General features: G+C 57.9%; 20 protein-coding genes and 1 riboswitch. Of the genes, 7 read left to right on the top strand and 13 right to left on the bottom strand.

All coding sequences use genetic code 11. The annotated features are described in order from the left end of the window. Nucleotides 1-67 precede the first annotated feature (67 nt). The 5 genes from AC2FIC_RS02490 to AC2FIC_RS02470 all read right to left on the bottom strand — a co-directional run bounded on the left by AC2FIC_RS02490 (nucleotide 68) and on the right by AC2FIC_RS02470 (nucleotide 7,413). Nucleotides 68-742, bottom strand: coding sequence for a cell wall hydrolase (locus tag AC2FIC_RS02490; protein ID WP_271946407.1), 675 nt, complete (start codon nucleotides 740-742; stop codon nucleotides 68-70). A 153-nt stretch (nucleotides 743-895) separates the two neighbouring features. Further along, entirely contained in the window at nucleotides 896-3,457 is a 2,562-nt protein-coding gene (locus AC2FIC_RS02485; protein ID WP_496690755.1) for a putative PEP-binding protein, read from the bottom strand. Between the two features lie 36 nt (nucleotides 3,458-3,493). After that, complete coding sequence (glyS, locus tag AC2FIC_RS02480; protein WP_496870015.1) at nucleotides 3,494-5,629, bottom strand: glycine--tRNA ligase subunit beta; 2,136 nt, start codon at nucleotides 5,627-5,629, stop codon at nucleotides 3,494-3,496. Nucleotides 5,630-5,686: 57 nt separating this feature from the next. Continuing rightward, nucleotides 5,687-6,889: a sodium/glutamate symporter gene (gene gltS, locus AC2FIC_RS02475; protein WP_496687541.1), complete on the bottom strand. Its 1,203-nt coding sequence runs from the start codon at nucleotides 6,887-6,889 to the stop codon at nucleotides 5,687-5,689. After that, entirely contained in the window at nucleotides 6,886-7,413 is a 528-nt protein-coding gene (locus tag AC2FIC_RS02470; protein WP_496690757.1) for a DUF6446 family protein, read from the bottom strand. Before AC2FIC_RS02470 ends, gltS begins: the two co-directional genes overlap by 4 nt. A gap of 92 nt (nucleotides 7,414-7,505) precedes the next feature. Between AC2FIC_RS02470 and AC2FIC_RS02465 the strand changes: the two genes are divergently transcribed. Then, the gene (locus AC2FIC_RS02465) at nucleotides 7,506-8,138 is read left to right on the top strand and encodes a MarC family protein (protein WP_496690758.1); all 633 of its coding nucleotides are present in this window, start codon (nucleotides 7,506-7,508) and stop codon (nucleotides 8,136-8,138) included. Between the two features lie 8 nt (nucleotides 8,139-8,146). Here the strand turns inward: AC2FIC_RS02465 and AC2FIC_RS02460 are convergent, their stop codons facing one another. After that, nucleotides 8,147-9,076, bottom strand: a complete 930-nt coding sequence (locus tag AC2FIC_RS02460) for a glycine--tRNA ligase subunit alpha (RefSeq protein ID WP_496690759.1) — start codon at nucleotides 9,074-9,076, stop codon at nucleotides 8,147-8,149. Nucleotides 9,077-9,280: 204 nt separating this feature from the next. On the opposite strand from AC2FIC_RS02460, the gene AC2FIC_RS02455 reads away from it, so the two are divergent. Continuing rightward, on the top strand, nucleotides 9,281-11,017 hold the full coding sequence (locus AC2FIC_RS02455; protein WP_496690760.1) for a serine protease: 1,737 nt from the start codon (nucleotides 9,281-9,283) through the stop codon (nucleotides 11,015-11,017). 45 nt (nucleotides 11,018-11,062) lie between these two features. Here the strand turns inward: AC2FIC_RS02455 and AC2FIC_RS02450 are convergent, their stop codons facing one another. From AC2FIC_RS02450 to metZ, 5 genes are all read right to left on the bottom strand, one after another. Beyond that, nucleotides 11,063-12,646, bottom strand: coding sequence for a thiamine pyrophosphate-binding protein (locus AC2FIC_RS02450; protein WP_496690761.1), 1,584 nt, complete (start codon nucleotides 12,644-12,646; stop codon nucleotides 11,063-11,065). Continuing rightward, nucleotides 12,646-14,094 (bottom strand): TrkH family potassium uptake protein, encoded by a 1,449-nt coding sequence (locus AC2FIC_RS02445; protein ID WP_496678166.1) that lies wholly within the window; start codon nucleotides 14,092-14,094, stop codon nucleotides 12,646-12,648. The genes AC2FIC_RS02450 and AC2FIC_RS02445 overlap by 1 nt, the downstream gene beginning before the upstream one ends. A 50-nt stretch (nucleotides 14,095-14,144) precedes the next feature. Next, complete coding sequence (locus AC2FIC_RS02440) at nucleotides 14,145-14,906, bottom strand: hypothetical protein (RefSeq protein ID WP_496700049.1); 762 nt, start codon at nucleotides 14,904-14,906, stop codon at nucleotides 14,145-14,147. Between the two features lie 275 nt (nucleotides 14,907-15,181). Further along, nucleotides 15,182-16,285: a GTP cyclohydrolase FolE2 gene (gene folE2, locus AC2FIC_RS02435; RefSeq protein ID WP_142634540.1), complete on the bottom strand. Its 1,104-nt coding sequence runs from the start codon at nucleotides 16,283-16,285 to the stop codon at nucleotides 15,182-15,184. Between the two features lie 171 nt (nucleotides 16,286-16,456). Then, nucleotides 16,457-17,647, bottom strand: a complete 1,191-nt coding sequence (gene metZ, locus AC2FIC_RS02430) for an O-succinylhomoserine sulfhydrylase (protein ID WP_496690763.1) — start codon at nucleotides 17,645-17,647, stop codon at nucleotides 16,457-16,459. A gap of 62 nt (nucleotides 17,648-17,709) precedes the next feature. Further along, nucleotides 17,710-17,787: riboswitch (SAM riboswitch) on the bottom strand. A gap of 131 nt (nucleotides 17,788-17,918) precedes the next feature. Between metZ and AC2FIC_RS02425 the strand changes: the two genes are divergently transcribed. From AC2FIC_RS02425 to AC2FIC_RS02415, 3 genes are all read left to right on the top strand, one after another. Beyond that, a complete protein-coding gene (locus AC2FIC_RS02425) occupies nucleotides 17,919-18,854 on the top strand; it encodes an alpha/beta hydrolase (RefSeq protein ID WP_496690764.1) in 936 nt (311 codons plus the stop codon). A 230-nt stretch (nucleotides 18,855-19,084) separates the two neighbouring features. Further along, nucleotides 19,085-19,408, top strand: coding sequence for a 2Fe-2S iron-sulfur cluster-binding protein (locus tag AC2FIC_RS02420; RefSeq protein WP_142634548.1), 324 nt, complete (start codon nucleotides 19,085-19,087; stop codon nucleotides 19,406-19,408). Further along, nucleotides 19,408-20,163, top strand: a complete 756-nt coding sequence (locus tag AC2FIC_RS02415) for an FG-GAP repeat domain-containing protein (RefSeq protein ID WP_496690765.1) — start codon at nucleotides 19,408-19,410, stop codon at nucleotides 20,161-20,163. The genes AC2FIC_RS02420 and AC2FIC_RS02415 overlap by 1 nt, the downstream gene beginning before the upstream one ends. An 86-nt stretch (nucleotides 20,164-20,249) precedes the next feature. Here AC2FIC_RS02415 and purD read toward each other — a convergent pair whose 3' ends face one another. Continuing rightward, nucleotides 20,250-21,512, bottom strand: a complete 1,263-nt coding sequence (gene purD, locus AC2FIC_RS02410; protein ID WP_496690766.1) for a phosphoribosylamine--glycine ligase — start codon at nucleotides 21,510-21,512, stop codon at nucleotides 20,250-20,252. Between the two features lie 75 nt (nucleotides 21,513-21,587). Between purD and xseA the strand changes: the two genes are divergently transcribed. Continuing rightward, nucleotides 21,588-23,081: an exodeoxyribonuclease VII large subunit gene (gene xseA, locus AC2FIC_RS02405; RefSeq protein WP_496690767.1), complete on the top strand. Its 1,494-nt coding sequence runs from the start codon at nucleotides 21,588-21,590 to the stop codon at nucleotides 23,079-23,081. Between the two features lie 12 nt (nucleotides 23,082-23,093). On the opposite strand, the gene AC2FIC_RS02400 is transcribed toward xseA, so the two are convergent. After that, complete coding sequence (locus tag AC2FIC_RS02400) at nucleotides 23,094-23,489, bottom strand: hypothetical protein (protein WP_496690768.1); 396 nt, start codon at nucleotides 23,487-23,489, stop codon at nucleotides 23,094-23,096. A gap of 133 nt (nucleotides 23,490-23,622) precedes the next feature. On the opposite strand from AC2FIC_RS02400, the gene AC2FIC_RS02395 reads away from it, so the two are divergent. After that, nucleotides 23,623-24,261, top strand: coding sequence for a lysoplasmalogenase family protein (locus AC2FIC_RS02395; RefSeq protein WP_496690769.1), 639 nt, complete (start codon nucleotides 23,623-23,625; stop codon nucleotides 24,259-24,261). The last annotated feature ends 26 nt before the right edge of the window (nucleotides 24,262-24,287 follow it).

The raw sequence follows: 24,287 nt of genomic DNA, 5'->3' as shown, positions 1-24,287 counted from the left end.
CTCCTGGACCCGCAATCTAAACCGATTTTCGTCCCGCGCCAGTAGGGTTCCAGCGCGGGTGCGTCAATCAGTTACTCGCCGTCTGATAGTTGTGACGGTAGAAAATATGGACACCGATACGCGCGGTTTCCTTGTAGACCTTGGCCCAAGACGGGCGCACTGCGGTCGTGTGATAATGCGTAGCCCCTTCGGTGAGCTTTTTGGCAGCCCCGTCGATGGCTGTACGCGCGACTTTCGCTACACGCTCATAGGCCTTCTTTTCACGGATCACTTCCTCTTGACCGTCACAGGTATAGGTGAACTGGCACTGGTATTTCTTACCTGTGCCCTGATTGATCACACCACACAGCGTGTCGGGAAAGCGGCTGCTGGCAACACGGTTGAGGATTACCTCCGCCACAGCAAACTGACCGCGCACGCCTTCGCCGCGCGCTTCAAAGTACAACGCCTCGGCCAGGCACTTGAACTGTTCGCCTCCGGTGGCGGTGGGTTGCTCGTCCAACCAGCTCTTGGAGTAGGACACTTCTTTCGGCTCAGGCTCCTGTCGGGGCTTGAACAAATTCAGATAATCGCGAAAATTCTGACCGGGCAGTTCGCTACGGGCGACCAGCTCACGTTTCGCAGTATCGGTTGCTTCCCTCTCAGCGAAGGACACACTAGGCAGCATGGTTGTCGCCATAACGGCAACAGCCAGAATATATCTTAGCATCAGATAACCTCGCACAGGCACATTCTGCGCCATACCCTCCCCCGGCGGGCGCGATGAGGCTCATACCGAATTGAATCGGAAACGTCCAGATCAGAAGAAGATGCAAGTGGAAAATCGCCGTAACGTCAAAATAAGTTGACGACGGCTACCTTCTTTTCCCACTAATCCTTGGGTCGGCCGTTACTGTCAACCCCCAAGTCTGGACGAAATCGCCAGTTGAGCGGCAGCCAGCCGAGCGACAGGTACCCGGAAGGGTGAACATGACACATAGTCGAACCCCAAATCCCGACAAATTGCGATTGATTCGGGGTTTCCGCCATGTTCACCACAGACCGACAGGGTCACGTCCGGCTGAACCCGGCGTCCGCGTTCAGACCCCAGCTTCAGCAATTCCCCTACACCATCGGGATCTAGCACGTGGAACGGGTCCTCGGCGAAAACACCCTGACGCACATAAGCAGACATGAAACGACCAGCATCATCACGAGACAATCCGTAGGTCATTTGGGTCAAATCATTGGTGCCGAAGCTAAGGAACGCAGTTTGTGGAGCGATTTCGTCCGCCCGCAGGCAGGCACGCGGCGTTTCCACCATGACCCCCAGCCGATATTCGAACTCTTGCCCTCGTTCAGCGGCTACCGACGCCGCAACCGTGTCTATCCGAGATTTGACAAGCTCAACCTCGCGCTTGGCCGAAACCAGCGGTATCATCACCTCGGGGACCACCAGAGCGCCCTCTTTGCTGGCCTCAAGCGTCGCCTCAAAGATTGCCCGGGCCTGCATATCATAGATTTCCGGCACCGTGATGCCCAGCCTGACGCCGCGCAATCCCAACATCGGATTATATTCGGTCATCTCAGCGACACGGCGTTCCACATCCGAAACCGGCAGATCAAGTGCCTCTGCTAATTCACGCTGGCCACTGCGAGTCGTGGGCAGGAACTCATGCAACGGCGGATCGAACAGGCGGATACAGACCGGTTGACCTTCCATAATTCGAAAGAGTTGCACGAAATCTGCGCGTTGCATCGGAAGCAGACGTTCCAGAACCGCCGCACGACCGGAAGAGGTTTGGGCAAAGATCATTTCGCGCATCACGATCAGGCGGCCGGGATCAAAGAACATATGTTCCGTCCGGCACAGGCCGATCCCTTGTGCCGAAAAGTTCCGAGCGGTCTGCGCATCCGCAGGCGTATCGGCATTGGCGCGGATCTCAATATCACGTTCAGCGTCTGCCCAGCTCATAAGCGTCTGAAAACAATCGTCTAGCGCCGCCTCAAGCATCGCGGGCTGCCCCGCCAGAACCTGCCCCGAAGTTCCGTCGATCGTCAGCTTGTCGCCCGTTTTGAAAACGCGGCCATCCTGGGCTGTCAACATCTTCTCTTTGGTCTGAAACCGCATTTCAGAGGCGCCAACGATGCAAGGCAGGCCCAAGCCGCGACCGATCACGGCCGCATGGCTGGTCATCCCACCCTTTTCGGTCAGAACAGCCACTGCGGCGTGCATTCCCCGGACATCTTCCGGGGACGTCTCTCGGCGCACCAGAATACAGGGCTCGCCCCGCGCGGCACTGGCCTGCGCCTCGGCCGCAGTAAACACAAGCTTTCCGGTTGCCGCCCCTGGACTGGCTGCAATGCCTGTGGTCAGCACATCGCGGCGCGCGTCGGGGTGAACCTGCCGGTGCAGCAACTCGTTCAGAGAATGCGGATCGACCCGCATCACCGCCTCTTGCTGAGGAATGATGCCATCCTCGGCCAACCGAACAGCAATCCGCATGGCGGCACGGGCACTGCGCTGCACGCGCACACCGTCCAGAATGTGAACGTGCCCATTTTCGATGACGAATTCGACCTGCATTTCCTCACGCAGCTTTTCGCGCATGATTGCAGCATGTGCTTTGAGTTCGGCAAAAGCCTTGGGCGCAACTTCTTCAAGCGACTTACCGCGCGGATCCTTTTCCAGATACAGCGCGGCGACCCCTTCGCCCAAGGCATCACGCCCCTGGCTTTGGCTGAGATAACGACCGGTAATCTGCTGCATTCCTGTTGTCGGATCAATCAGTTGCAGAACACCGGACCCGCATTCGCCCTGCCCGACTCCGGGAACCATTTCCTGAATGACCAGGCCCAGACCCGCATCCGCCGGCGCACCTTTTGCCTGACGCAACAGCCGGGCGGAGGTTCCATCCCAGGCCCGCGCCATCGACCGAAGAACGGCAACCAGCTGTTCACCACGATCCTGTGGGAAGGGCTCGTCGGTCTCATCCTCATAGGCCCGCAACGACTGGCGCAGACCTTCCAGCCCATCGGCCTCGATGTCGTCAAACACATCCGCATCCAGACGCGCCACATGAATGGCATAGCTTTGAACAAAGCGCAGCGACAGTGCAGCCGCGGCCTCGTTCCCCATCTCGTCTGACAGGTCCACATAGCGCGCATCATTCATACCGATGTTGAGGATTGCCCCAGGCCCGCCCCAATCGGGGTCCTCGGAACTTGGACGAACACATAGCAGCGCCGCCTCGTCGAACTGTTCGAGAATGGCCGCAATGTCGGGCACTTGCCCGTCAGCGATCCGCTGCACCGCATCAAAAGACAATGCAACGGTTCGTGGTACGGGAAAGTCCAGCCGAACAAGGCGCTGCAGGCATTTCGCGCGCCCGCCATGGGTGTTCGCCGCTACGGGCGCTTTGGCTGTGATCAGAGTGGTATGCGGGTTATTCTGCACTGCGGCACCTTTTGGTTTCACCGCAGCATAGGCCCCTGCGCCGATGGCGCAAGAGCGTTAACCTTCGATTCGGGCCAGATCGGCCACGCTGGAACAGACCGTCCTGATCTGGCTAAGCAGGTTCAGACGATTGCGGCGCAGGATGTCATTGTCAGTGTTGACCTGAACATCCTCAAAGAACGCATCCACCGGACCGCGCAGCGCGGCCATAGCCGTCATCGCCGCCGGGAAATCCTCGGACGCCAGCGCTGTGTCGATCTGTGCCTGCGCCTGATCCAATGCCGCGAACAGAGCTTTCTCGCTGTCCGTTTCGGCAAATTTCACATCCGCCCCATAAGAGTATTCCACCCCGTCCTTTTCCTCGGCCTGAGTCAGGATATTGTTCGCCCGCTTGAACCCCTGCACGAGGTTTTCGCCATCCTCGGTCGCAATCACGGCATTCAGAGCACGGGCGCGTTTGACCAGTAGGTTGAGGTCTTCACCGCCTCCCATCGCGACGCAGGCATCGATGATGTCGTGACGTATGCCCTCATCTCGAAGGAGGACTTTGAGGCGGTCGTGGAAGAAGGAGAGTAAGTCCTCTACGACGCTGAGCGTTTTTTTCGGATCGTACAGTGCAAGTGCTGCCTCTTTGTCTTTGTGATCCTGCTCAGTCCATTCACCCATTGGTTTGCCAGCGCTGCGCCAATGGTTCGGGTAGACATGACCATTGTAGCCCATCGCAAGAAATTCCCGAAAACTCGGTGTGTCATTAAGGTGCAAGTCATTCTCTAACGCCAACCGAACAAAACCCAACGCCGCACGACGCAGTGCAAACGGGTCCTTCGACCCGGTCGGCTTCTCATCAATCGCCCAGAACCCGGTCAGCGTGTCCAGCTTATCAGCCAGCGCCACAGTCACCGAAAGCGGTGCGGTTGGCACGTCGTCTGACGGGCCCAGCGGCGAGTAGTGTTCTTGCGCCACCGCGGCCACGGCGGTGTCTTCGCCTGCAGCCTCAATATAGTACCGCCCCATAAGCCCCTGAAGTTCGGGGAATTCATAGACCATTTCCGAGCTCAGGTCGGCCTTGGCCAGACGCGCGGCTTTCTCGGCCTGATCTGCGTCCGCTCCAACAATCGGTGCCAACTCGCGCGCCAGTGCGGCGATGCGATTGATCCGTTCGGCCTGCGTGCCCAGCTTGTTGTGGAAGGTCACATTCTCCAACGCGCGGGTCCATTGGGCGATATCCGATTTGGCAATGCGCAGATCGTTCTCCCAAAAGAACTTGGCGTCCGCCAGACGGGCCGACAGCACCTTCTGGTTCCCCGCCAAAATGGTCGCGCCATTGTCGGCGGTTTCGCGGTTGGCGACGGTGATAAACCGTTCGATCCGGCCCGTTTTGGGGTTCTTCACGGAAAAGAACTTCTGATGTTCCTTCATCGAGGTCTGCAACACCTCGGGCGGCAGTTCCAGGAATTCCTCGTCGATCTGCCCCATCAGCACCACGGGCCATTCGACCAGACCGGCGACCTCGGCCAGCAGGCCCTTGTCATCGACCACTTCCAGACCGGCGGCAAACGCCATGTTCTGCGCGTCGTTCCAGATGTGTTCGGCGCGTTCCTCGGGTGACAGCACAACAAAGGCGCGTTTCAGCTTGGCGGCGTAATCCTCGAACGACGTGACAGAAAACCGGTTCGGGGCCATAAAGCGGTGGCCCTCGGTCGTGTCGCCGGAATTGATCCCTTCGATCTCGAGCGGCACGACCTGCGCGCCTGCCTCATCGCTGAGGAGGCACAAGATCGAATGCAGCGGACGTACCCAGCGCATCGGTCCACTGCCCCAGCGCATCGACTTGGGCCAGGGGAAATTGCGGATGGTCGCCTCAAGCACTTCGGCCACGATATCAGCCGCCGGGCGACCGGGCTTTTCGATCAGCGCGAAATAGACCGCGCCTTTGGGCGTTTCACGCTCTTCCAACTGGTCGCGGGTCAGGCCGGCGCCGCGCAGGAAGCCTTCGATGGCCTTATCGGGTGCGCCCACTTTCGGGCCTTTGCGTTCCTCGCGGATGGACGGGCTTTCGGCCAGCAAGCCTTCGACCGCCAAAGTCAGACGACGGGGCGTGGTCAGAGAGGCAGCCCCGGCATAGGTCAGACCGGCCTCGACCAGACCATCAGTGATCCGCTTTTTCAGGTCTTCACCGGCACGGGTTTGCATGCGTGCAGGGATTTCCTCGGAAAACAGTTCGATCAGCAGGTCGGGCATAGTCAGTCCTTAGAAATTGACGATCGTCTGGATGACGATGGCATTAGCGATATCCACAAAAAAGGCGGATACAAGGGGCAGTACGATAAAGGCAATAGGTGAAGGGCCATATCGCTTGGTTACAGCGGTCATATTGGCAATGGCGGTGGGGGTCGCGCCCAGCGCAAACCCGCCGAAACCCGCGGCCAGAACCGCGGCGCGATATCCTGACCCCATCACCGGAAACAACACGTAGATAACGAAGATTACCGTAAAGGCGGTTTGTGCCGCCAGTACGACCAAAATGGTCACACCAAGTTCCGCAATCGTCCACAACTGCAGGCTCATCAGCGACATGGCCAGAAAGGTACCCAACGCAAGCTCTGAAACCAGCCCAAGCGCGGATGTGCGGCTGACGGGAACTGCATTTGGCCGCAACCAGCTGCGCAGGTTGCCGATCAAAATGGCAATGATCAGACAAGGTACAAACAGGGGAAGTTTCAGGCCGGCCTCTGCGATCAGGACATTCACACCGTAGCCAACGATAATGGCAAGATGGAGGTACAGCATGACCCGCATCAGTCCAAGCGGCGTAATATCGGGATAACGCTGTTCTTCGGTTGCGACACCAACTGTCAGTTCTTCGTTGGGGCGGTCGGGGGTCAGATTATAGCGTTCGACAAGATACTTGGCCACAGGACCGCCAACCACCGCGGCCAACACCAGACCCAATGTCGCCACTGCGACCCCCAACTCGGTCGCGCCTTCCAACCCAGTTACGGCACCAACGTCCGGCGCCCATGCAATGGCGGTTCCATGCCCTCCGATCAGGGCAGCTGATCCGAATAACACTCCGGATTGGGCAGGAAAGCCAAATGCAACCGCCCCGACGGCACCAATGCCGTTTTGCATGATGATGGTGATCAGTGTCAGAACCAACAGCAAGAACAGAGGTTTGCCGCCGGTAAGCAGATCCAGGAACCGGGCATTCAGGCCGATTGCCGCAAAAAACAGCACCAGCATGTAATCCCGCGTGGCCATCTCAAAATCGAATGAGATGCCTGTGGCCATGTATAATCCCAACATCACCAGCGCTGCGACCAACCCGCCGCTGACCGGTTCGGGTATGTTGAAGCGCTGAAGCAGCTTCACCTGCGTGTTCAACTCCGCCCCCAAAAGATATACAGCCAGACCCAACGTGGCGGCGATCATATCCGGGATGAGATAAGTCATTGCCCCGTTTCCGGTTGCTGCGGGCATTCCTCTCCGACGACCGTGCCGTCATAGGCCTTTTCCCCGCAGTTGTTCAGCGCGTGCCAAACATAGCCTTTTCCATCCTGGGTTACAGCGACGATCCGGTCCACGCCAAAGTGTATATTCTTAGCCCCGATAAAGGCCTGCGCCTGACCGGTCTGCAACGCGTTGGCAATCTCGATGGCATCGTAGCACTCAAACCATCCGGGCGCCGTCAACGGTTCGGGGTCATTGGCGGTCTGATAACCAGCCAGATCTGCTGGCGTCAGGTCAGTTTCAAAGCAGGCGCGGTATCGAATCGGAGAGCTGTCCGCATCAATCGCCTGAAAGTCCGTATAGGCGATGGTCTCGGGCTCATCTGCGCCGATTGCTAGCAAACGGACATCCTGTCCCGGCTTTGAGACCACTTCATAATAAAAGCCGTAAACTTGGAGATAGTACATGGCCCCACCAGCTAGAACAGCCGACCCAAGAAGGAGAATAGCAAGTAGTTTTCCGGTCATCGTTCGAGCATCCTATTCACGTGGCCTCTTTCATTGAGGTCAAAAATGGGCCAGTTTCCAACCTGATACAGGCTGACATTAGGGTAATGAAAATGGACACGACTCTCGCCGCAGGTTTTTTCGGCGCGCTTTTTGCGATCATGAACCCGATCACCAACTTGCCCGTTTTTCTGAGCGTGACTGATGGTCTGACCCCCGCAGATCAACGCAAGGTTGCGGTGAAAACCGTCACCTACTGTCTGATCCTGGGCGGTGCTTTTGCAGCCATTGGCAGCAAGACATTGGGACTGTTCGGCATCAGCGTCAATGATCTGCGCGTTGCGGGCGGTCTTGTTGTCCTGATGATCGGCCTGAACATGCTGAGCGGCACCGAGAGCACGGCGCATCACGGAACCGAAGGCGAAAAGAAATCTTATCCCGAGCCCGACACCGTCGCCTTTTATCCGTTGGCCTTTCCCATCCTCGTTGGGCCTGGCACAATCACAACGTTGATCCTCTATGCACATCAAATGTCCAAACCTATGGACGTCATACTCTATGCGGGCGTTTTTCTGGCAGTGCTGTTTTTGCTGTTCGTCACATTCTGGAACGCCGCGGCGCTGTCCAAGCGGCTTTCGGACAACGCTCGGGTGATCATGAGCCGCTTTATGGGTATGATCCTGTCTGCCATCGCAATCAGCATGATCGCGGACGGACTTAAAGTTCTGCTTCCCGGTTTGGCGTAACTGCCGCATCAGACCTCGTACCCGGCGGCATCGGTCTGAACGAAGGCGTCGGCGCATTGCTTTGCCAAGGTCCGCACGCGCCCAATATAGGCCTGCCGTTCCGTCACCGAGATCACGCCACGCGCATCCAACAGGTTAAAGATATGTGATGCCTTGATGCACTGATCATAGGCCGGGTGCGCCATTACGATACGCTTACCGGTTTTTGGATCGTCATGCTCTTGCGCCAGAATATTGGCGCATTCGGACTCGGCCTCTTCGAAATGGCGCAGTAGGACTTCGGTGTTGGCCACGTCAAAGTTCCAGCGGGCATATTCTTCTTCGGTCTGCTTGAATATGTCACCATAGGTCAGCGGGCTGGGTGACTGCGGATCGTTGAAGGGCATGTCCATCACGTGATCAACACCCAGCACATACATCGCCAGCCGCTCCAACCCATAGGTCAATTCACCTGAAACCGGCGCGCAGTCATGGCCTCCGACCTGTTGGAAATAGGTGAACTGGCTGACTTCCATGCCGTCGCACCAGACCTCCCAGCCCAGGCCCCAGGCGCCCAGCGTTGGGCTTTCCCAGTCATCCTCGACAAACCGGATGTCATGCAGGTCCATGTCGATGCCGATTGCCTCAAGGCTGCCCAGATACAACGCCTGCAGGTCCGGCGGGCTAGGCTTGATCAACACCTGATACTGGTAATAGTGCTGCAAGCGATTGGGGTTCTCGCCATAACGCCCATCTGTTGGGCGGCGCGAGGGTTGCACATAAGCTGCGGCCCAGGACTTGGACCCCAAAGCGCGCAAAGTAGTCGCTGGATGGAATGTCCCTGCCCCGACCTCCATGTCATAGGGCTGCAGAATGGCGCAGCCTTTTGACGCCCAATAGGTCTGAAGGCGCAGGATGATCTCCTGAAAAGAGCGAGGTGCGTTGGACTTAACGGTCATCACATTCCCTTTGGACGCCATTGCGCCCTGTTCCGGTGGGTTTTGCCCTTCCTATGCAAGGGGCCAAGGGGCGTCAACGGGACAGTGTGCCCGGGAAGCCACTGAGCGGCCAAACTGGAAATTCCCCGTATTCCAGGCATGGTGTTTCAACCCGCATATCGCGTACTCTTCATCGCAGAAAAACACCGCGGACACAGGCACACAATGAGACGCATATTAACGGTAATTTCAGTTCTTTTCCTTTTCGGCGTGCGAGCATCATTTGCGCAGCAAGACGGAGGTGTTTGGGTCCAGGTCGAGGCGCAGCCTTCGCTGCGTGAAGCCCAGGAACGCGCACAAACCTATTCTGGCGCGTTGCCAGACGTAAATGGATTTCGCCTGAATTCGGGCTGGTATGCCATTGTGATCGGCCCGTATCTGCGCGGCGATGCCGAGCAAGTTCTGCGGGTGTACCGCGCAGAGGGGCAAATTCCAGCCGACAGCTTTATCGCCTTCTCGAACACACTGGGGCAGCAGTTCTGGCCGGTCAGTGCGAATACTCAGGACCAGGCCGCTGTTACAGCGCCGGTCGCATCTGAACCGGAACAACCAGTGGCCGAGGCAACCCCGCAAATTGCCGATGAAACCAGATCACAGGCGCTGCAAAGCGAACGATTGCTGAGCGCGCAGGAGCGTATGGGCCTTCAAACCGCACTTCAGGCAGCCGGTTTCTACAATTCGACGATTGACGGTGCCTTTGGTCAGGGGACACGCCGCTCGATGGGCGACTGGCAAAGTTTCAACGGATACGAGGCGACCGGGGTTTTGACCACGGCACAGCGCAAGGCCTTGATGGATGACTATAACGCGCCATTAATCAGCGCGGGAATGCAGCTCTACACAGACCCACAGGCAGGTATCGAGATGGCCATGCCGCTGGGTGTTGTTGCATTCGACCGTTACGAGGCCCCCTTCGTGCATTTCAACGGCTCGACCGACCTGAATGCTCAGGCCCTGCTGATCAGTCAGGATGGCACCAAAGCAACCCTGCGGGCCCTTTTTGAAGTCATGCAGTCGCTGGAAATCGTTCCGCTTGAAGGCCCTCGCCAGCTGCGCGGTGACAGCTTTACGCTGGAAGGTCGCGGCAATGACATTGTATCCTATACCGAGGCCAAGCTGAAAGATGGTCAGATTAAAGGTTTTACCCTGGTCTGGCCCGAAGGGGACGAGGCGCGCCGTACCCGCGTTCTTGCCGCCATGAAAGCGGGCTTTAGCACCACTGATGCGGTTCTTGACGCCGCCGCCGGATCGGACGCTGCTCAAAGCATTGATCTTGTATCCGGCCTGCAGGTTCGCAAACCGCGCCTGTCACGCTCGGGGTTCTTTGCGGATGCCAAAGGCACCGTCCTGACCGTGACCGAGGCGGCAGATAGCTGCTCGCGGATCACGCTGGACGGCGCGCACGAGCTTGAGGTCGCCTCGACCGATCCCAATCTCGGCATCGCCGTTCTGCGGCCAAGCCGCGACCTTTCCCCGATCAGCGTGGCCGAGTTCAGCAGCACCAAGCCGCGGATTCAGTCCGAGGTTGCGGTCTCCGGATTCTCGTATCAGGGCGTATTGGGCGGTCCGACGCTATCATATGGGCAGATCGCCGACCTGCGCGGCCTGAACGGTGAGGATGGCGTGAAGCGTCTGGCGCTGGCCACCCAACCCGGCGATGCAGGAGGCCCCGTGTTTGACGGCAACGGTCAGGTGGTCGGGATGCTTTTGCCGACCCCGACGAATGGGCGGACCCTGCCCGCCTCGGTCAGCCTGTCTGCCAATACAGAGAGCCTGAACAAGGCGCTGAGCAAGGCTGGGCTGGCAGGTCAATCCAGCGCCACCGCCGCCACGCAGGTCTCACCCAATGAGCTTAGCCGCCGGGCAAATGGGATGACTGTTCTGGTACAATGCTGGGATTGAGTTCGTAAAATCGCGCATTAACGCCGCCCATCCGGGCGGCGTTTTTTATTCTGCGCGCCATATGTCCGGAGTGATCCGGATCAATGTCGGCCCCTTAGCGGTAAACGCTTTTCGCACCGCAGACTGCATGTCTTCCAGTGTTGAGGGCGCGGCAGACAAGGCGCCGAATGCCTCGGCCAGTTTGCAAAAGTCAGGGTTACGCGCAACGACAGCATTCGGGGCGATCTGACTGCCCACCATGCTGTCTTCGATCTCTTTCAGCTTGCCATTGTCCCAAAGAATGATCGGCAGGGGCAAACCCAGCTCTACCGCCACGCCCAATTCCATCATCGTGTAGTGAAAGCCATAATCCCCAGCAATCACAGCAGTCGGCCTGCCCGGCCGCGCGATAGCGCCACCTATTCCAGCCGGCAACGCATAGCCCAGCGTGCCAAAGCCGTTCGGGTGGTGCCAATGATAGGGGAAGGGCATTTCCCACACCCCCTTGGCAACATAGGCGAACTGGGTCATGTCCGAATACACCATCACATCCGCTGGCATTGCCTTACGCAAGGCATCCAACACCGGGACAATTCCGGGTCGATCTGCGTCAATCTCGGCGCGCCATTTACTGCGGGCTTCGGAAACCTCATCCGAAGACCAGCCATTTGCCGGTTTGACATGGTCAATAGACGCCCACATCGCGTGGGCAAAGCTTTCGCCATCCGCCTGCAACTTGACCGAGGCCCGATGATGGTCTGACAGGACCTGAGGGTCCAGATCAATGCGGATCATATTGGCCGTATGCCCCAGCGCATCGCGCCACAGATCGACCTCACCCAGCTCGGCTCCGACGACCACCACAAGATCGGCGGAGGCGATGATCTGGGCGCTTTCGGGACGAGACAAGGCAGCGCCAAAATCCAACGCATAATCCAACCCCACCATTCCACGCCCCGCATAGGTGGTGAAACAGGCCGCTCCGATCTGTGTCAGAATCTGCCGCCACAGGTTTGATCTTGCACCGCCTCCCAGAACGAACAGCGGCCTGCGCGCAATGTTCAGCATCGACAAGACCGGCGCGACGTCCGGCGGCAGAGCCTTTGTCCGCAAACCCGGCTGGTTCGGGAATGGGGCCGGGTCAGCCTGTGCCTTAAGCTGCGAAATCGGCACCTGTATGTGCTTGGGTCTGGGGCGGCTCAGCGCGAACTCTTCGAAAGCACGTTCAACCAGGCCATAGGCGGCCGAAGCTGTATTAGCCTGCAACGACCAATCCGCGACCGTTTCTCCGGCGGCACGTTGATCCTTCATCTGATGAAGCTGTCCCTGCAGCGCCTGATCATCATCAAGGCAGGAGGACAGCACCAGCATTGGCACCGAATCCGAATACCCCTGCCCCATGGGTGTCATGATGTTGCACAGCCCAGGCCCAGTGATCACATAGGCCACGCCAGGATTGCCGCTTGCGCGCGCATATCCGTCCGCCATGAAACCGGCCCCCTGCTCGTGACGTGCAAGAACATGGGTGATGCCGGCTTCTTCGATCCCGCGATACATCTCCTGATTATGAACGCCGGGGATACCAAAAATCACATCAACACCCCGATCCCGGAGCATGTGCGAGATTTGAGCGCCAAGTGGTCTTTTCATCAACTTCTCCAGAAATGGACTGTGAACAGCGCATAGACCGCGAGCAGTTCAAGCCGACCGACCAGCATCCCCGCAGATAGTAGCCATTTGGCTGTATCGCTGAGCCCGCTGAAATTACCCGCTGGTCCGATCTGATCCCCAAGGCCGGGACCAACATTGGCCAACGCTGTTGCTGCACCCGATACAGAGGTAATGAAATCCAGCCCGGTCAGCGCCAACGCCCATGCCAGGAAACCCAAAGACAATACGAAGAACATGAAAAAGCTCATGACCGAAGTCAGGACATCCGTTCCGATGGGACGCCCGTCATAGAGAGGCATGAATACCCCATGCGGTGAACGGATACGCCGGATTTGTGTTTTGATGGATGCAAACAGCAGTTGATAGCGGAAAATCTTGATCGAACAGGCAGTTGATCCCGCACATCCTCCGATCAGGCCAATCAGGAAGAACACCATGATCGGAAAACTGCCCCAACCCATGTAATCGACGCTGGCATAACCGGTGCCTGAAATGATCGACGTGATGTTGAACAGCGATTCCCGGACCGCCTGTTCCCAGTGATGCGGAAAGACAGAGGTCAAAAACACCGCCATGACGGCTACAAGAACCACGATCGTGGCCAAAAACGCCCGAATCTGACTGTCGCGGAACAGGGAGCCGGTGCTGCCATTGGCAAACTGAACATAACGCACAAATGGCAGGGCAGCGAGGATCATGAAAATCGACGCCGCATATTCCGCCGGACCCGAGAAGGTACCGAACGATGCATCATAGTTTGAAAACCCACCGGTCGAGATTGTGGTCATAGAATGAACCACGGCGTCAAAAAAGCTCATGCCAAGGCCGGTGTAAACAAGCGCGCAGACCACGGTCAGGAACACGTAGATCAGGGAAATCTGGCCTGCGATTTCTTGCGCCCGCGGCAGGATCTTACCCATGGTTTCGAAACCTTCCGAACGGAAGATCTGCATTCCTCCGACCCGAAGCTCGGGCAGAAAAACCATTGCAACAACGATGATCCCGATACCGCCCAGCCATTGCAGCACACCGCGCCACAAAAGCAACCCCTGCGGCAGCCCGTCGAGCCCGGAAATCACGGTCGATCCCGTGGTCGTAAGGCCAGACATGGCCTCGAAATAGGCATCTACAAAGCGCAGCTCGGTTTCCCCGAACAGGAAAGGAATTGCCCCAAATAAAGGCAAAGCCACCCAAACGCCGGTCGTGAGCAGAAAGGTCTGGCGGATCGTCAACCCTTCGCCAACGCCATTTGAGCAGCTCATAGAAAGGACAGCGCCGGTCAGAATGGTAATAACGCTGCTTTCAAGGAAAACATGCCATTCGCCGCGGCCCTCGATAAGGTCCGCAAGCATGGGCAACATCATGGTCGCCCCAAGAATGGCGACCAACAGGCCAATCACATATCCTACCGGGCGCATGTCCGTCATGAGGCGCAGCGTTGGCGCGCCTGCACGACTGTGTCAAGCGGATGTCCCGATTACTTTTCGGTTTTGCCGCTCGAGACGGGCATCACGGGCGGTTTCGAAGGCGCGCGTGACCGGCGTGCAGCTGCCGCCTGTCCCGCCTGTGTCTTCGACGCGGCCGGATTTGCGGGTGCAGGTTTGGCGGTTGCGACCCGATCTGCCTTCACCTTGGACGCTACGGGTTTAACAGCTGCGGTTTTTGCAACAGCAGCGTCGATCGCAGCGGCGGGAGCAGCAGATTTTACCACTGCAGGCCTAACTGCAGCAGGTTTAGCGGCTTCTACTTTGGGCGTTTCAGATTTGGCAGTTACGGTTTTGGTAACAGCAGGCTTTGCCGTAGCGGCTTTGGGGGCAGCGGGCCTAGCTGCGACTTTTGGGGCTGCGGCTTTTGCCACTGCAGGTTTTGCCGCGGATTTGGTCTGTGCCTTTTTCGCACCCCCCGACGCTCTGGCTTTTGTCACAGGTTTCGCCAGGGCGGGCTTGGGCGATTCGGCCTTTGCCTTGACTTCTGCCTTCTTCTGGACGGCCACTTTTACCTTTGCCGCAGGTTGCGGATCAGCATTGACCACAGGCATCGCCTGAGATTTGAACTCAGGTGCCTTCACGTCAGCAACAGTCTTTTCGGAGGCGACACGCAGGGCCTGAACTTGGGCGAAGGGCAGTTCAATCGCAGAGTTGGTCAGAATTTGCATGATTTTCAAATGGTTGGTCATTGCCTCACCGGCAAATCGAATTGCTGCTGCCTGAAATTCAAATGGCTGGGTAAACGGGTTCATGAGGTTGTTCTCCTGTGAAAGTGATGCAACCCGCGAATGAGTAAAGAACCCTGCCCGCCCTGACTAAACGGGCGGATTACGTTGCCTTGCAGTCCTTGGCGTCGCACGTGCCGGCTTCCTGATTGAGTGAAATGATCACCAGAACAGTGACCACGAGATGGCTGCATTCAAGGATAGTTTACAGCAAGAACTTCGCGCTTGCAGCATTTATCGCTGCAATGCGGCGAATTTTCACCGCACCGGCACTTAATCAAGGTTTTACAAAAGTTTAGCGCCTATCCGACGTGAAACAACGTCGTAAACAGCCTCGGATCCAGGCTGGAGGACACAAAGGTCGGGCCCTCAGTCAGAACAGAAACGGCATCATGGCTGTGCAGGCTTTCTTGATGGCTGGCGATCACGCGGAAATCGCCGATATGATGGTCGGCCAAAAGTTCGGCACAAAACAGGCGTGCCGCGTCTTCGACAAAAATCGGGTTTGCGGCGTTCAGCTCGGCAAATGCCTGCTCATCTTCACGTTTGACCATGACCTGCGTCTCGGTCGGCACCGCCCTGCGACACAGCGCAATCAGATCTTCGAACCAGAGGCAATCGGCATCGCAATCGACCGCAACCGATATCCGCGCAACCGAGCGCTGCGAATGCGGCGTCGCCAGTTGCCCTCGTGTAGACCGCGCATGCTCGCTGAGCTCCAGAGAACATGGGCACGTCGAGGAATACACATAATCCAGATGCATGATCTTTTGACGCACGCCATTCTGTTCAACCAGTTCCAGCGCGATATCGTAATATTGATAGCCTTCCAGACCCGAACGCAGGCTTTGGGTCCTGTCCGGGTAAGAGAACCGCATCTGGATACGTGCGTCAAAGCTGTCCAGATCGGTCATATAGTCGTTCAGCGCAGCCTCGATCACCTCAAAGCTGAACGTGCGCTCAGCATGTTTGTAGAACGAACGCATGATACGGGACATGTTGATGCCCTTCTTTTCCGCATCAAGGCTGACAGTGCCAGTCACTGAGGTCTCCAGCGTCAGGTCGTCGCCCTGCTTGCGGTGAAACCGGATCGGCAGGCGGAAATTCGATATGCCAACATGTTGAATCTGTTGCTTTGCCCCACGGATCAGGCTGGAAGGTCCATTCTGAAGGTCAGGCAACGAGGCGCGGTAGGCCTCATCCACAGCAAACCCCTCGGGGTAATGCCGCGACAGGGATGGGTAGTTGACCGGCAGGAGCCCCGGCACAAGCCGCGCGACAGCAGGATCAAGCTGACCGATTTCAGCCTCGGTCGCGTTCTCGGCCCATTTCCGCAGGGTTTTCAACGCTGCCGCGGCCTCATCATTGTTGGGGGCGTCATCAATGTCACGGGGATACACGTTCATCGATCAGGGTTCCTCGGGTTGGTCGCCGGACTATATATATGTTCGACACGATTTCCAGTCTAATGGTATACGCGCCGAAACACAGCCCGGATCGAAACTTCGTGATGGGCGCACCATGCGCACAAGTCACAAACCGTTTTCGAACCATGCCTAACAGTCCAGCTGACGCCCCTATTGCTGAGAAACGTCCAATGCGCGCTTGATATCGGCAAGAAGATCATCGGCGTCTTCCAGACCTACCGAGAACCGGATGAGGCCCGGAGCAATGCCCAGCTCAACTTTTTGGTCGTCACTCAATCTTTGATGTGTGGTGGTTGCCGGGTGGGTCGCAATCGACTTGGCATCGCCCAGGTTGTTCGAAATCACCGGAATCGTCAGGGCGTTAAGGAAGGAAAATGCCGCCTCTTTTCCGCCCTTGATATCCAACGACAGCACTGTCCCGCCTTTGCCGCCAAGCTGCGTTTGTATCAGATCATTCTGCGCATGAGACTTCAGACCGGGGTAAAGCGTCCGCTCCAACGCCGGATGGCCCTCTAGCGCCTCGGCAATCCTCTGGGCGGTTTCGGCCTGTGCGTTGACCCGCAAGGCCATGGTCTCAAGCCCTTTCAACATGATCCACGCGTTGAAGGGGCTAAGCGCGCCTCCGGTGTGTTTCATATAGGGCTCGACCGTACCACGGATGAACTCTTTGGTGCCGATGATGACACCACCCAGGGCGCGGCCCTGCCCGTCAATATGCTTGGTCGCCGAGTAGACAACCACGTCAGCCCCCTGAGCGATCGCGCGCGAGAAAACTGGGGTCGAGAACACATTGTCCACGATGACCGTTGCACCAACCGCATGGGCCAGAAGGGAAACGGCTGAGATGTCGATGACCTCAAGCGTCGGGTTGGACATGGATTCGAAGAAAACCGCTTTGGTATCCGGGCGGATCGCAGCCTCCCATGCGTCAAGATCGGTACCGTCCACAAAGGTCACTTCAACCCCGAACCGGGTCAGCACGTTTTCCAGAATATACAGGCACGACCCGAACAGAGCCTTGGCAGAAACAACGTGGTCACCGGCTTGCAACATCGAAGTCAGTGCCGCATTCACCGCAGCCATTCCAGAGGCGGTGGCAAAAGCGTCTTCGCCCCCTTCCAGAGCCGCAATACGCTGTTCGAACATCGACACTGTGGGGTTGCCATAACGGGCATAGATGAACTCGTCCGGGCCGGTTTCGATGAACCGCGCCTCGGCCTGCTCGGCCGTATCATAGACAAATCCCTGGGTCAGAAAAATCGCCTCGCTCACTTCGTTGTATTGGCTGCGGCGGGTGCCGCCATGGACGGCTTGTGTGCGCTTGTTCCAGCTCTCGCTCATGTCATTCCTTTCAGCCCCTTGAGGGACGTAAACAAAAAACCCCAGACGCGGCCAAGCGAAAGGGGTCTTTCATCCTGACCTTTTAGCGGTGTTGTTTAGCGTGGCCCGCAATCCGGTAACAAATCGCCACGTGGTGATGCTGAATTACGCCGCGGCTGCAGTATCGTCAACCCCGCCCCCGCAACGTCGCGCAGCTGTAACAATCCCTTCACCTAGGGGGCATAGGCTGTTGGGATATTGCCGCCACAACATCTTGTATGAGGCTGTGAGAATGCCAATAATCCGGATCAACGCGACCGGCGACACGCTTACGCTGCACAACAGCCCACAGTCCCCCTTCAGCCTGCTATGTCAGACCCGGCACATCCAAGGCCCGGTCATCCTCATGTCACATGGGTACAGGTTCCGGCCAGGCCGGGCCAAGGCCTGCCCGCACCAACATTTCTTGTCCCTGCCCCGGACATCCTCGCCAACATCTTTCTGCAGCTGGCCGCGGCAACTTGGTTTTGGCACTGGTTTGCAAACCGAAGGGCTGGGCATTGCCTTTGGCTGGAATGCACGGGGATCGTTTTGGGGTGCCCTCCGCCGGGCGCACGAGGCCGGACGTGTTCTGGCCGAATTGATCCGGGAACTGCACCATCTGAACCCGCGACGTCCGATCCACTTTATTGGCCACTCGATGGGGACCGAATTGGCGCTTGAAGCCCTGCATCACATCCGACCCGGATCCCTGAGCCGCATCATCTCGTTGACCGGAGCCGCCTATCAGAGTCGCGCGTTAAGAGCGCTGGCCACTCCGGCGGGTAGACGGGCGGAATTCATCAATATTACGAGCCGCGAAAACGATCTGTTTGATTTTCTATACGAATGCCTGATCCCTCCGCCTGAACGGGGCGATCGCAGCATAGGCAGCAGCTTGACGGCCCCGAATGCAATAACGCTGCAACTGGATTGCCCGGACACGCTGAATCATCTGGCGTATCACGCTTTTGCGATCCATGCCTCCAGACGCAGGTTCAGCCATTGGTCCAGCTACACACGCCCCGGTGCATTGCAAGTCTATCAGGCATTGTTACTTAACCCTAACGCCCTGAGCTTGGCGGTCCTGCGCAGTGGCATCCCACCCTTACCCCAGCGCCGATGGTCTCGGCTATTTGCATGGGCAGAACCCTTGGCGTTCAATTCGCTTTCCGGCAAAACCTCATGACCTCGGCAATCGGCGTATTATTGACCCTCGACCTCACAGCGGGCAGCCGCTGACAGGCTACGCCAAATCCAGTCAGTAGCTGCGGGTAAAAATACAGCGAGCAGAAGAACGGGAGGGGAACAAAGGCCAAGAATTCCCAGACGCGGCACATCGAGTCGCAAATGAGGCTGGAAACACCTAAATGCCTTGACTAAGGAAGGATCTAACATCGCAAGAGGAAGATGCACGCAATGGCAAAGATCACTTATGTCGAGCATGGCGGTACCGAGCACACTGTCGAGGTCGCCAACGGACTAACCGTCATGGAAGGAGCCCGTGACAACAACATTCCCGGCATCGAAGCGGATTGCGGCGGCGCCTGTGCCTGTTCGACCTGCCATGTCTATATCCACCCCGACTGGGTTGAGAAAATTCCCGGCAAGGATGACATGGAAGAAGACATGTTGGACTTTGCCTATGAGCCCGACCCTGCCCGTTCGCGCCTGACCTGCCAGATCAAAGTCACAGACGAGATGGATGGCCTGATCGTTCAGATGCCGGAAAAACAGATCTGATGCCCTGCAAAGCGCCGCGCCTACCCTACCGAACTTGGCAGGGTCAGGCCCGCGGCGCAGCGCTGACGTTGTGCTTCTGGCTGACGGGCCATGCCCCGTTGGCACTGGCGGAGACCGTCTCAGCCGCTCGTTTCACCGAGCCGACAACACGTTACGCCCACGGAGTTCTGGGTGATAACATCGAATATGGCGCGTTAGAGCTGACTACCCAAAGCGGAAACGTGACCATCCGTCTTCCATCTGATCGCGTATTTGAAGATCTCGCTCCACGGCTTGTGGACGTAGATCAGGACGGGACCCCCGAGGCCATTGTCGTTGAATCTCAGGATCAAGCGGGCGCTCAGTTGGCCATCTATGATGCCAGAGGGGACAAAATCGCCGCAACTCCGCATATCGGTACCCGCTTTCGATGGCTTGCTCCGGTCGGGGCGGCGGATCTGGATGGGGATGGCAATATCGAGATCGCCTATATCGACCGCCCTCATCTGGCCAAGACATTGCGCATTTGGCGCTTTGTCGACGGCGAATTAATCCAGATTGCCGCTCTACCAAGGCTGACAAATCATCGGATCGGCGAAGATTTCATCACAGGGGGTCTGCGCGACTGTGGCAATGGCCCGGAACTGGTTGTCGCGTCTGCGGACTGGCGCGAAATTGTCAGCATCCGCTTTGACAATGGCTGGGTGCAGCATCTGGTCGCCCCCTTTAGCCCGAAAGCAATGACCTCTGCGCTTAACTGCGTACCCTCGCCCTGACTGCAGCCCGCGTCAGAGGGCTGCCCGGCCCAAGTCCATTGACGCTGCATCTCTGATGCAGTGGCTGGGCGCGGGAGCCGTCGCGATTAAAGCGCCCGCCATCCGATATCCCGGCGAAAGAACCCCTCTGGCCAGTTGATCCCGTCGATCAGCTCATAGGCGCGGTCACGCGCTTCCTGCAGGTTCCGTCCGCGTGCGGTGACATTCAATACCCGGCCACCACTAGAGACGATCTGACCGTCGGCTTCTTTGGTTCCTGCGTGAAACACCATATTACCGCTATCTTCAGATACGTCATCCAGCCCTTTGATCACGCTGCCTTTTTGGTAAGAGCCCGGATAACCATTTGCGGCCATGACTACCGTCAAGGCGTGATCATCCGCCCAGTTTACACGCGCCTCGGCCAACCGGCCTTCTGCTGCAGCGTGCATCAGGTCCATCGCCTGCGCGCCCAGGCGCATCATCAGCACCTGACATTCCGGGTCGCCGAAACGCACGTTATATTCAACCAACCGTGGCTGGCCGTCCTTGATCATCAAGCCAACATAAAGAACGCCCTGAAACGGCGTACCCCGCCGCTTCATCTCTGCCATGGTGGGGCGCACAATCTCGTTCATCGCGCGCTCTTCGATTACAGCGCATAACACAGGAGCCGGAGAATACGCGCCCATGCCGCCGGTGTTCAGACCGGTATCGCCCTCGCCTACCCGTTTATGGTCTTGCGCCGTGCCAATGGACAGGATGCTTTCCCCGTCGCATAGCACGAACAGAGATGCCTCTTCACCTTCCATGAACTCTTCGACCACAACTTCGGCACCGGCACCACCAAAGGCTCCGCCAAACATGTCATCGATCGCATCCAAGGCCGTCGCTTCGTCCATCGCAACGATCACACCCTTGCCCGCGGCCAAGCCATCAGCCTTGACGACGATAGGTGCGCCCTTCTTTTTGATATAGGCTTTGGCTGGCTCGGCCTCGGTAAACCGGGCGTATCCTGCGGTTGGAGCATTGGCGGCGTCGCAGATCTCTTTAGTAAAGCTCTTGGACGCCTCGAGACGTGCAGCCGCGGCCGAGGGGCCAAAAACCAGGACACCGGCCTCGCGCAAACGATCCGCAACCCCCGCAGCCAATGGCGCCTCGGGGCCGACGATCACAAAGTCGATCGCGTTCTCATCCGCAAACCTGACCACCTCACCGCCGTTTTCGATATCCAGCGCTGCACATTCGGCAATCTGGGCGATCCCGGCATTGCCCGGCGCCACAATCAGGCGGTCGCATTTCGGGTTTTGCATCACCGCCCAGGCCAGGCTGTGTTCGCGCCCACCACTGCCGAGAATGAGGATGTTCATGACTGCTCTCCGATCTGCTTGGCCTTGCCTTCCGCGCGTTCTAAGCTGGCCGGGCATTTGACACAAGGCGCTGAAATGTCCGACCTGCTTGACGACCCCATTCCCGGCCAAAATACCCCAGAATACACTGTTTCCGACATCTCGGGCGAGGTGAAGCGGACGCTGGAAGGCAGTTTCGGCCGAATCCGTGTTCGGGGTGAAGTCGGTCGCGTGTTCAAAGCCAGATCTGGTCATCTGTACTATGACATCAAGGACGACAAGAACGTACTGGCCTGCACCACTTGGAAAGGCCAGGTTGCTGCCCTGTCCGTGGTTCCCGAGGAAGGTCTGGAAGTGGTCGTCACAGGCCGCCTGACCGCTTTTGGAGCGCAGTCCAAATACAATCTGAACGTGGATGAGGTTTCGGTGGCCGGACAGGGTGCCCTGATGGCCCTGCTTGAAAAGCGAAAGAAACAGTTGGAATCCGAGGGCCTGTTCGCACCCGAGCGTAAAAAGCCTCTGCCCTATCTTCCTCAGATCATCGGCGTGGTGACTTCACCCTCGGGCGCGGTGATCCGCGATATCCTGCACCGGTTGCGTGACCGATTTCCGCGCAAAGTGTTGATCTGGCCTGTCGCCGTGCAAGGTTCGAATTGCGCGCCTGAGGTGGCGAACGCGATTACTGGTTTCAACCAACTGACTCCTGGCGGTACGCTGCCACGACCGGACCTGATCATCGTCGCCCGTGGTGGCGGGTCAATCGAGGACCTCTGGGGGTTCAACGAAGAGATCGTGGCCCGCGCTACGGCGGCATCAGAGATCCCGGTGATCTCGGCCGTTGGGCACGAGACCGACACGACCCTGATTGATTTTGTGTCGGACCGCAGGGCCCCAACCCCCACAGCCGCAGCCGAACTTGCGGTGCCTGTCCGCATGGAACTTCTGGCCTGGACCGGAGAGCAAGGCGCCCGCCTGTCCCGTGCAGCCACGGACGCTGTGCAAAGACGGTCGCAACGGTTGCGGGATTTATCCCGCGCATTACCACGCCCGGATAGCTTGTTGAACAACCCGCGACAACGCCTTGATTTAATTGCGGACCGACTGACACCAGCACTTGAGCGCGGCGTACAAAACCGCCGCCTTCAAGTTGTGAAACTGTCCGCCCATCTGCGCCCGTCCACATTACGCTCACTGGTCGGAACCCGACAGGAAACACTGCGCAGCCTTTCGTCGCGCCTGTCTGTCCGGCCGATCCAGCGCGAAATCGACAGCCAACGGCAAAACATCAACCGCCTAGCCGAACGCTTGAGTACAGCGCAAGCCGCGCGTCTGGACCGGATGCGTCAATCCCTGGAAACCGCAGACCGGCTGCGGGAAACGCTAAGCTACAAGGCAACGCTGCAACGTGGATATGCGGTCGTACGCGCCGAAGGACAGGTGCTGACGACTCGTAAACAGGCGGCAAAGCACCAATCCTTTGACATTGAATTTGCAGATGGCGAATTGAAGACCGGCCCGTCTACCGCGTCACCGTCAACTTCGAAAAAGCCGCCGAAAAAGGATGCGCCGGATCAGGGGTCGTTGTTCTGACCCCTGCACAGGCTAGACACCGACTTCAGGACCGTAACAGACCATCTCGGCGTCTGTGTCTTCGTTCTCATATAGTTCGGTCATCTCAGGATTTCCCTCGAACTGAGCGATCAGACCGCCGCCAGATTCGGTGAATACCCAACATTGCGGGTCATGCCGGTCTTCATAGACGAAACAGATCTGTCCTTCCTGCTCGTACCAGAGCCCTTCTTTGCAGTTCCCATCCAGAAAAGACCAAATCACGCGGCGATCCGGCAGATAACGCTCGACCCCATAAATCCTGCCTTCAAAGCCATAGAACAGGGTTTTTCCCAGCGTATAGCGGTCAAATTCGGCGCCGGACAGGGATGTGTCGGCACAAACCGCCGGGGCAGCCAACGACAACAGAATCGCAATTCGTTTCAGCATGGGTTCATTCTGTCAGATGGCAGGCCGCTAGGCCAATTCCCTTTTCATTCCAACCGGGTGCCTTCACGTCACCGATTGAGTTTTGCGGTTATGCGCTGCGAAAGTGTTCAGTACATGCTGCGGAGATAACTCTATGACCAATGCCCTCTTTCTGATTGCGACAGCTTGCGCTCTGGCTTACCTGCCATTGACCTCGCGTGGCGCTGGCGCTGTTCGGTCAATCCTAAAGACCTTATCCGTCGCAGTTCTGGCGGTCATTGCCGCCCAAAGTGGCGCTCCATTTCTGTTGATCCTTGCGCTGGCATTCTGTGCGCTGGGGGACGCCCTTCTGTCCCGGGAAAGTGATGCCACCTTCATGGCCGGGATCGGTGCCTTTGCAACTGGTCATCTGGCCTATATCGGGCTGTTCTTGTCCCATTCGGCCAGCGACGCCGCGCTTATTCTGGAGAAGCCCGGATATTTCTGGTCTTTGATCCTCCTCGGTATTGTCGTTGTCACCCTATTACCGCCGCGTGCCGGAGACCTGAAATGGCCCGTTCTCGGGTATATTCCGATCATTCTGGGCATGGGTATCACGGTCCTGGCCCTGCCCGCGACAGGCGCGCTGCGTTGGGCTTTACCTGCGGCGTTGTCCTTTATCGCGTCCGACCTGATCCTGGCGACTGAGAAGTTTCTTCTGCCAGCGGACCATCCCAGCCGCCGTTTCACCTCCTATCTGGTTTGGGTATTGTATTGGGGGGCGCAAGCCGGTCTTCTGATCGCCTTCCTCTGACCCTTTGCAACTGCTGCAATTCCGCA

It is taken from the genome of Ruegeria sp. CDSC079, assembly GCF_059610505.1.
The sequence above is the reverse complement of the archived record's forward strand: the minus strand, read 5'-3'. Positions and strand labels throughout refer to the sequence as shown.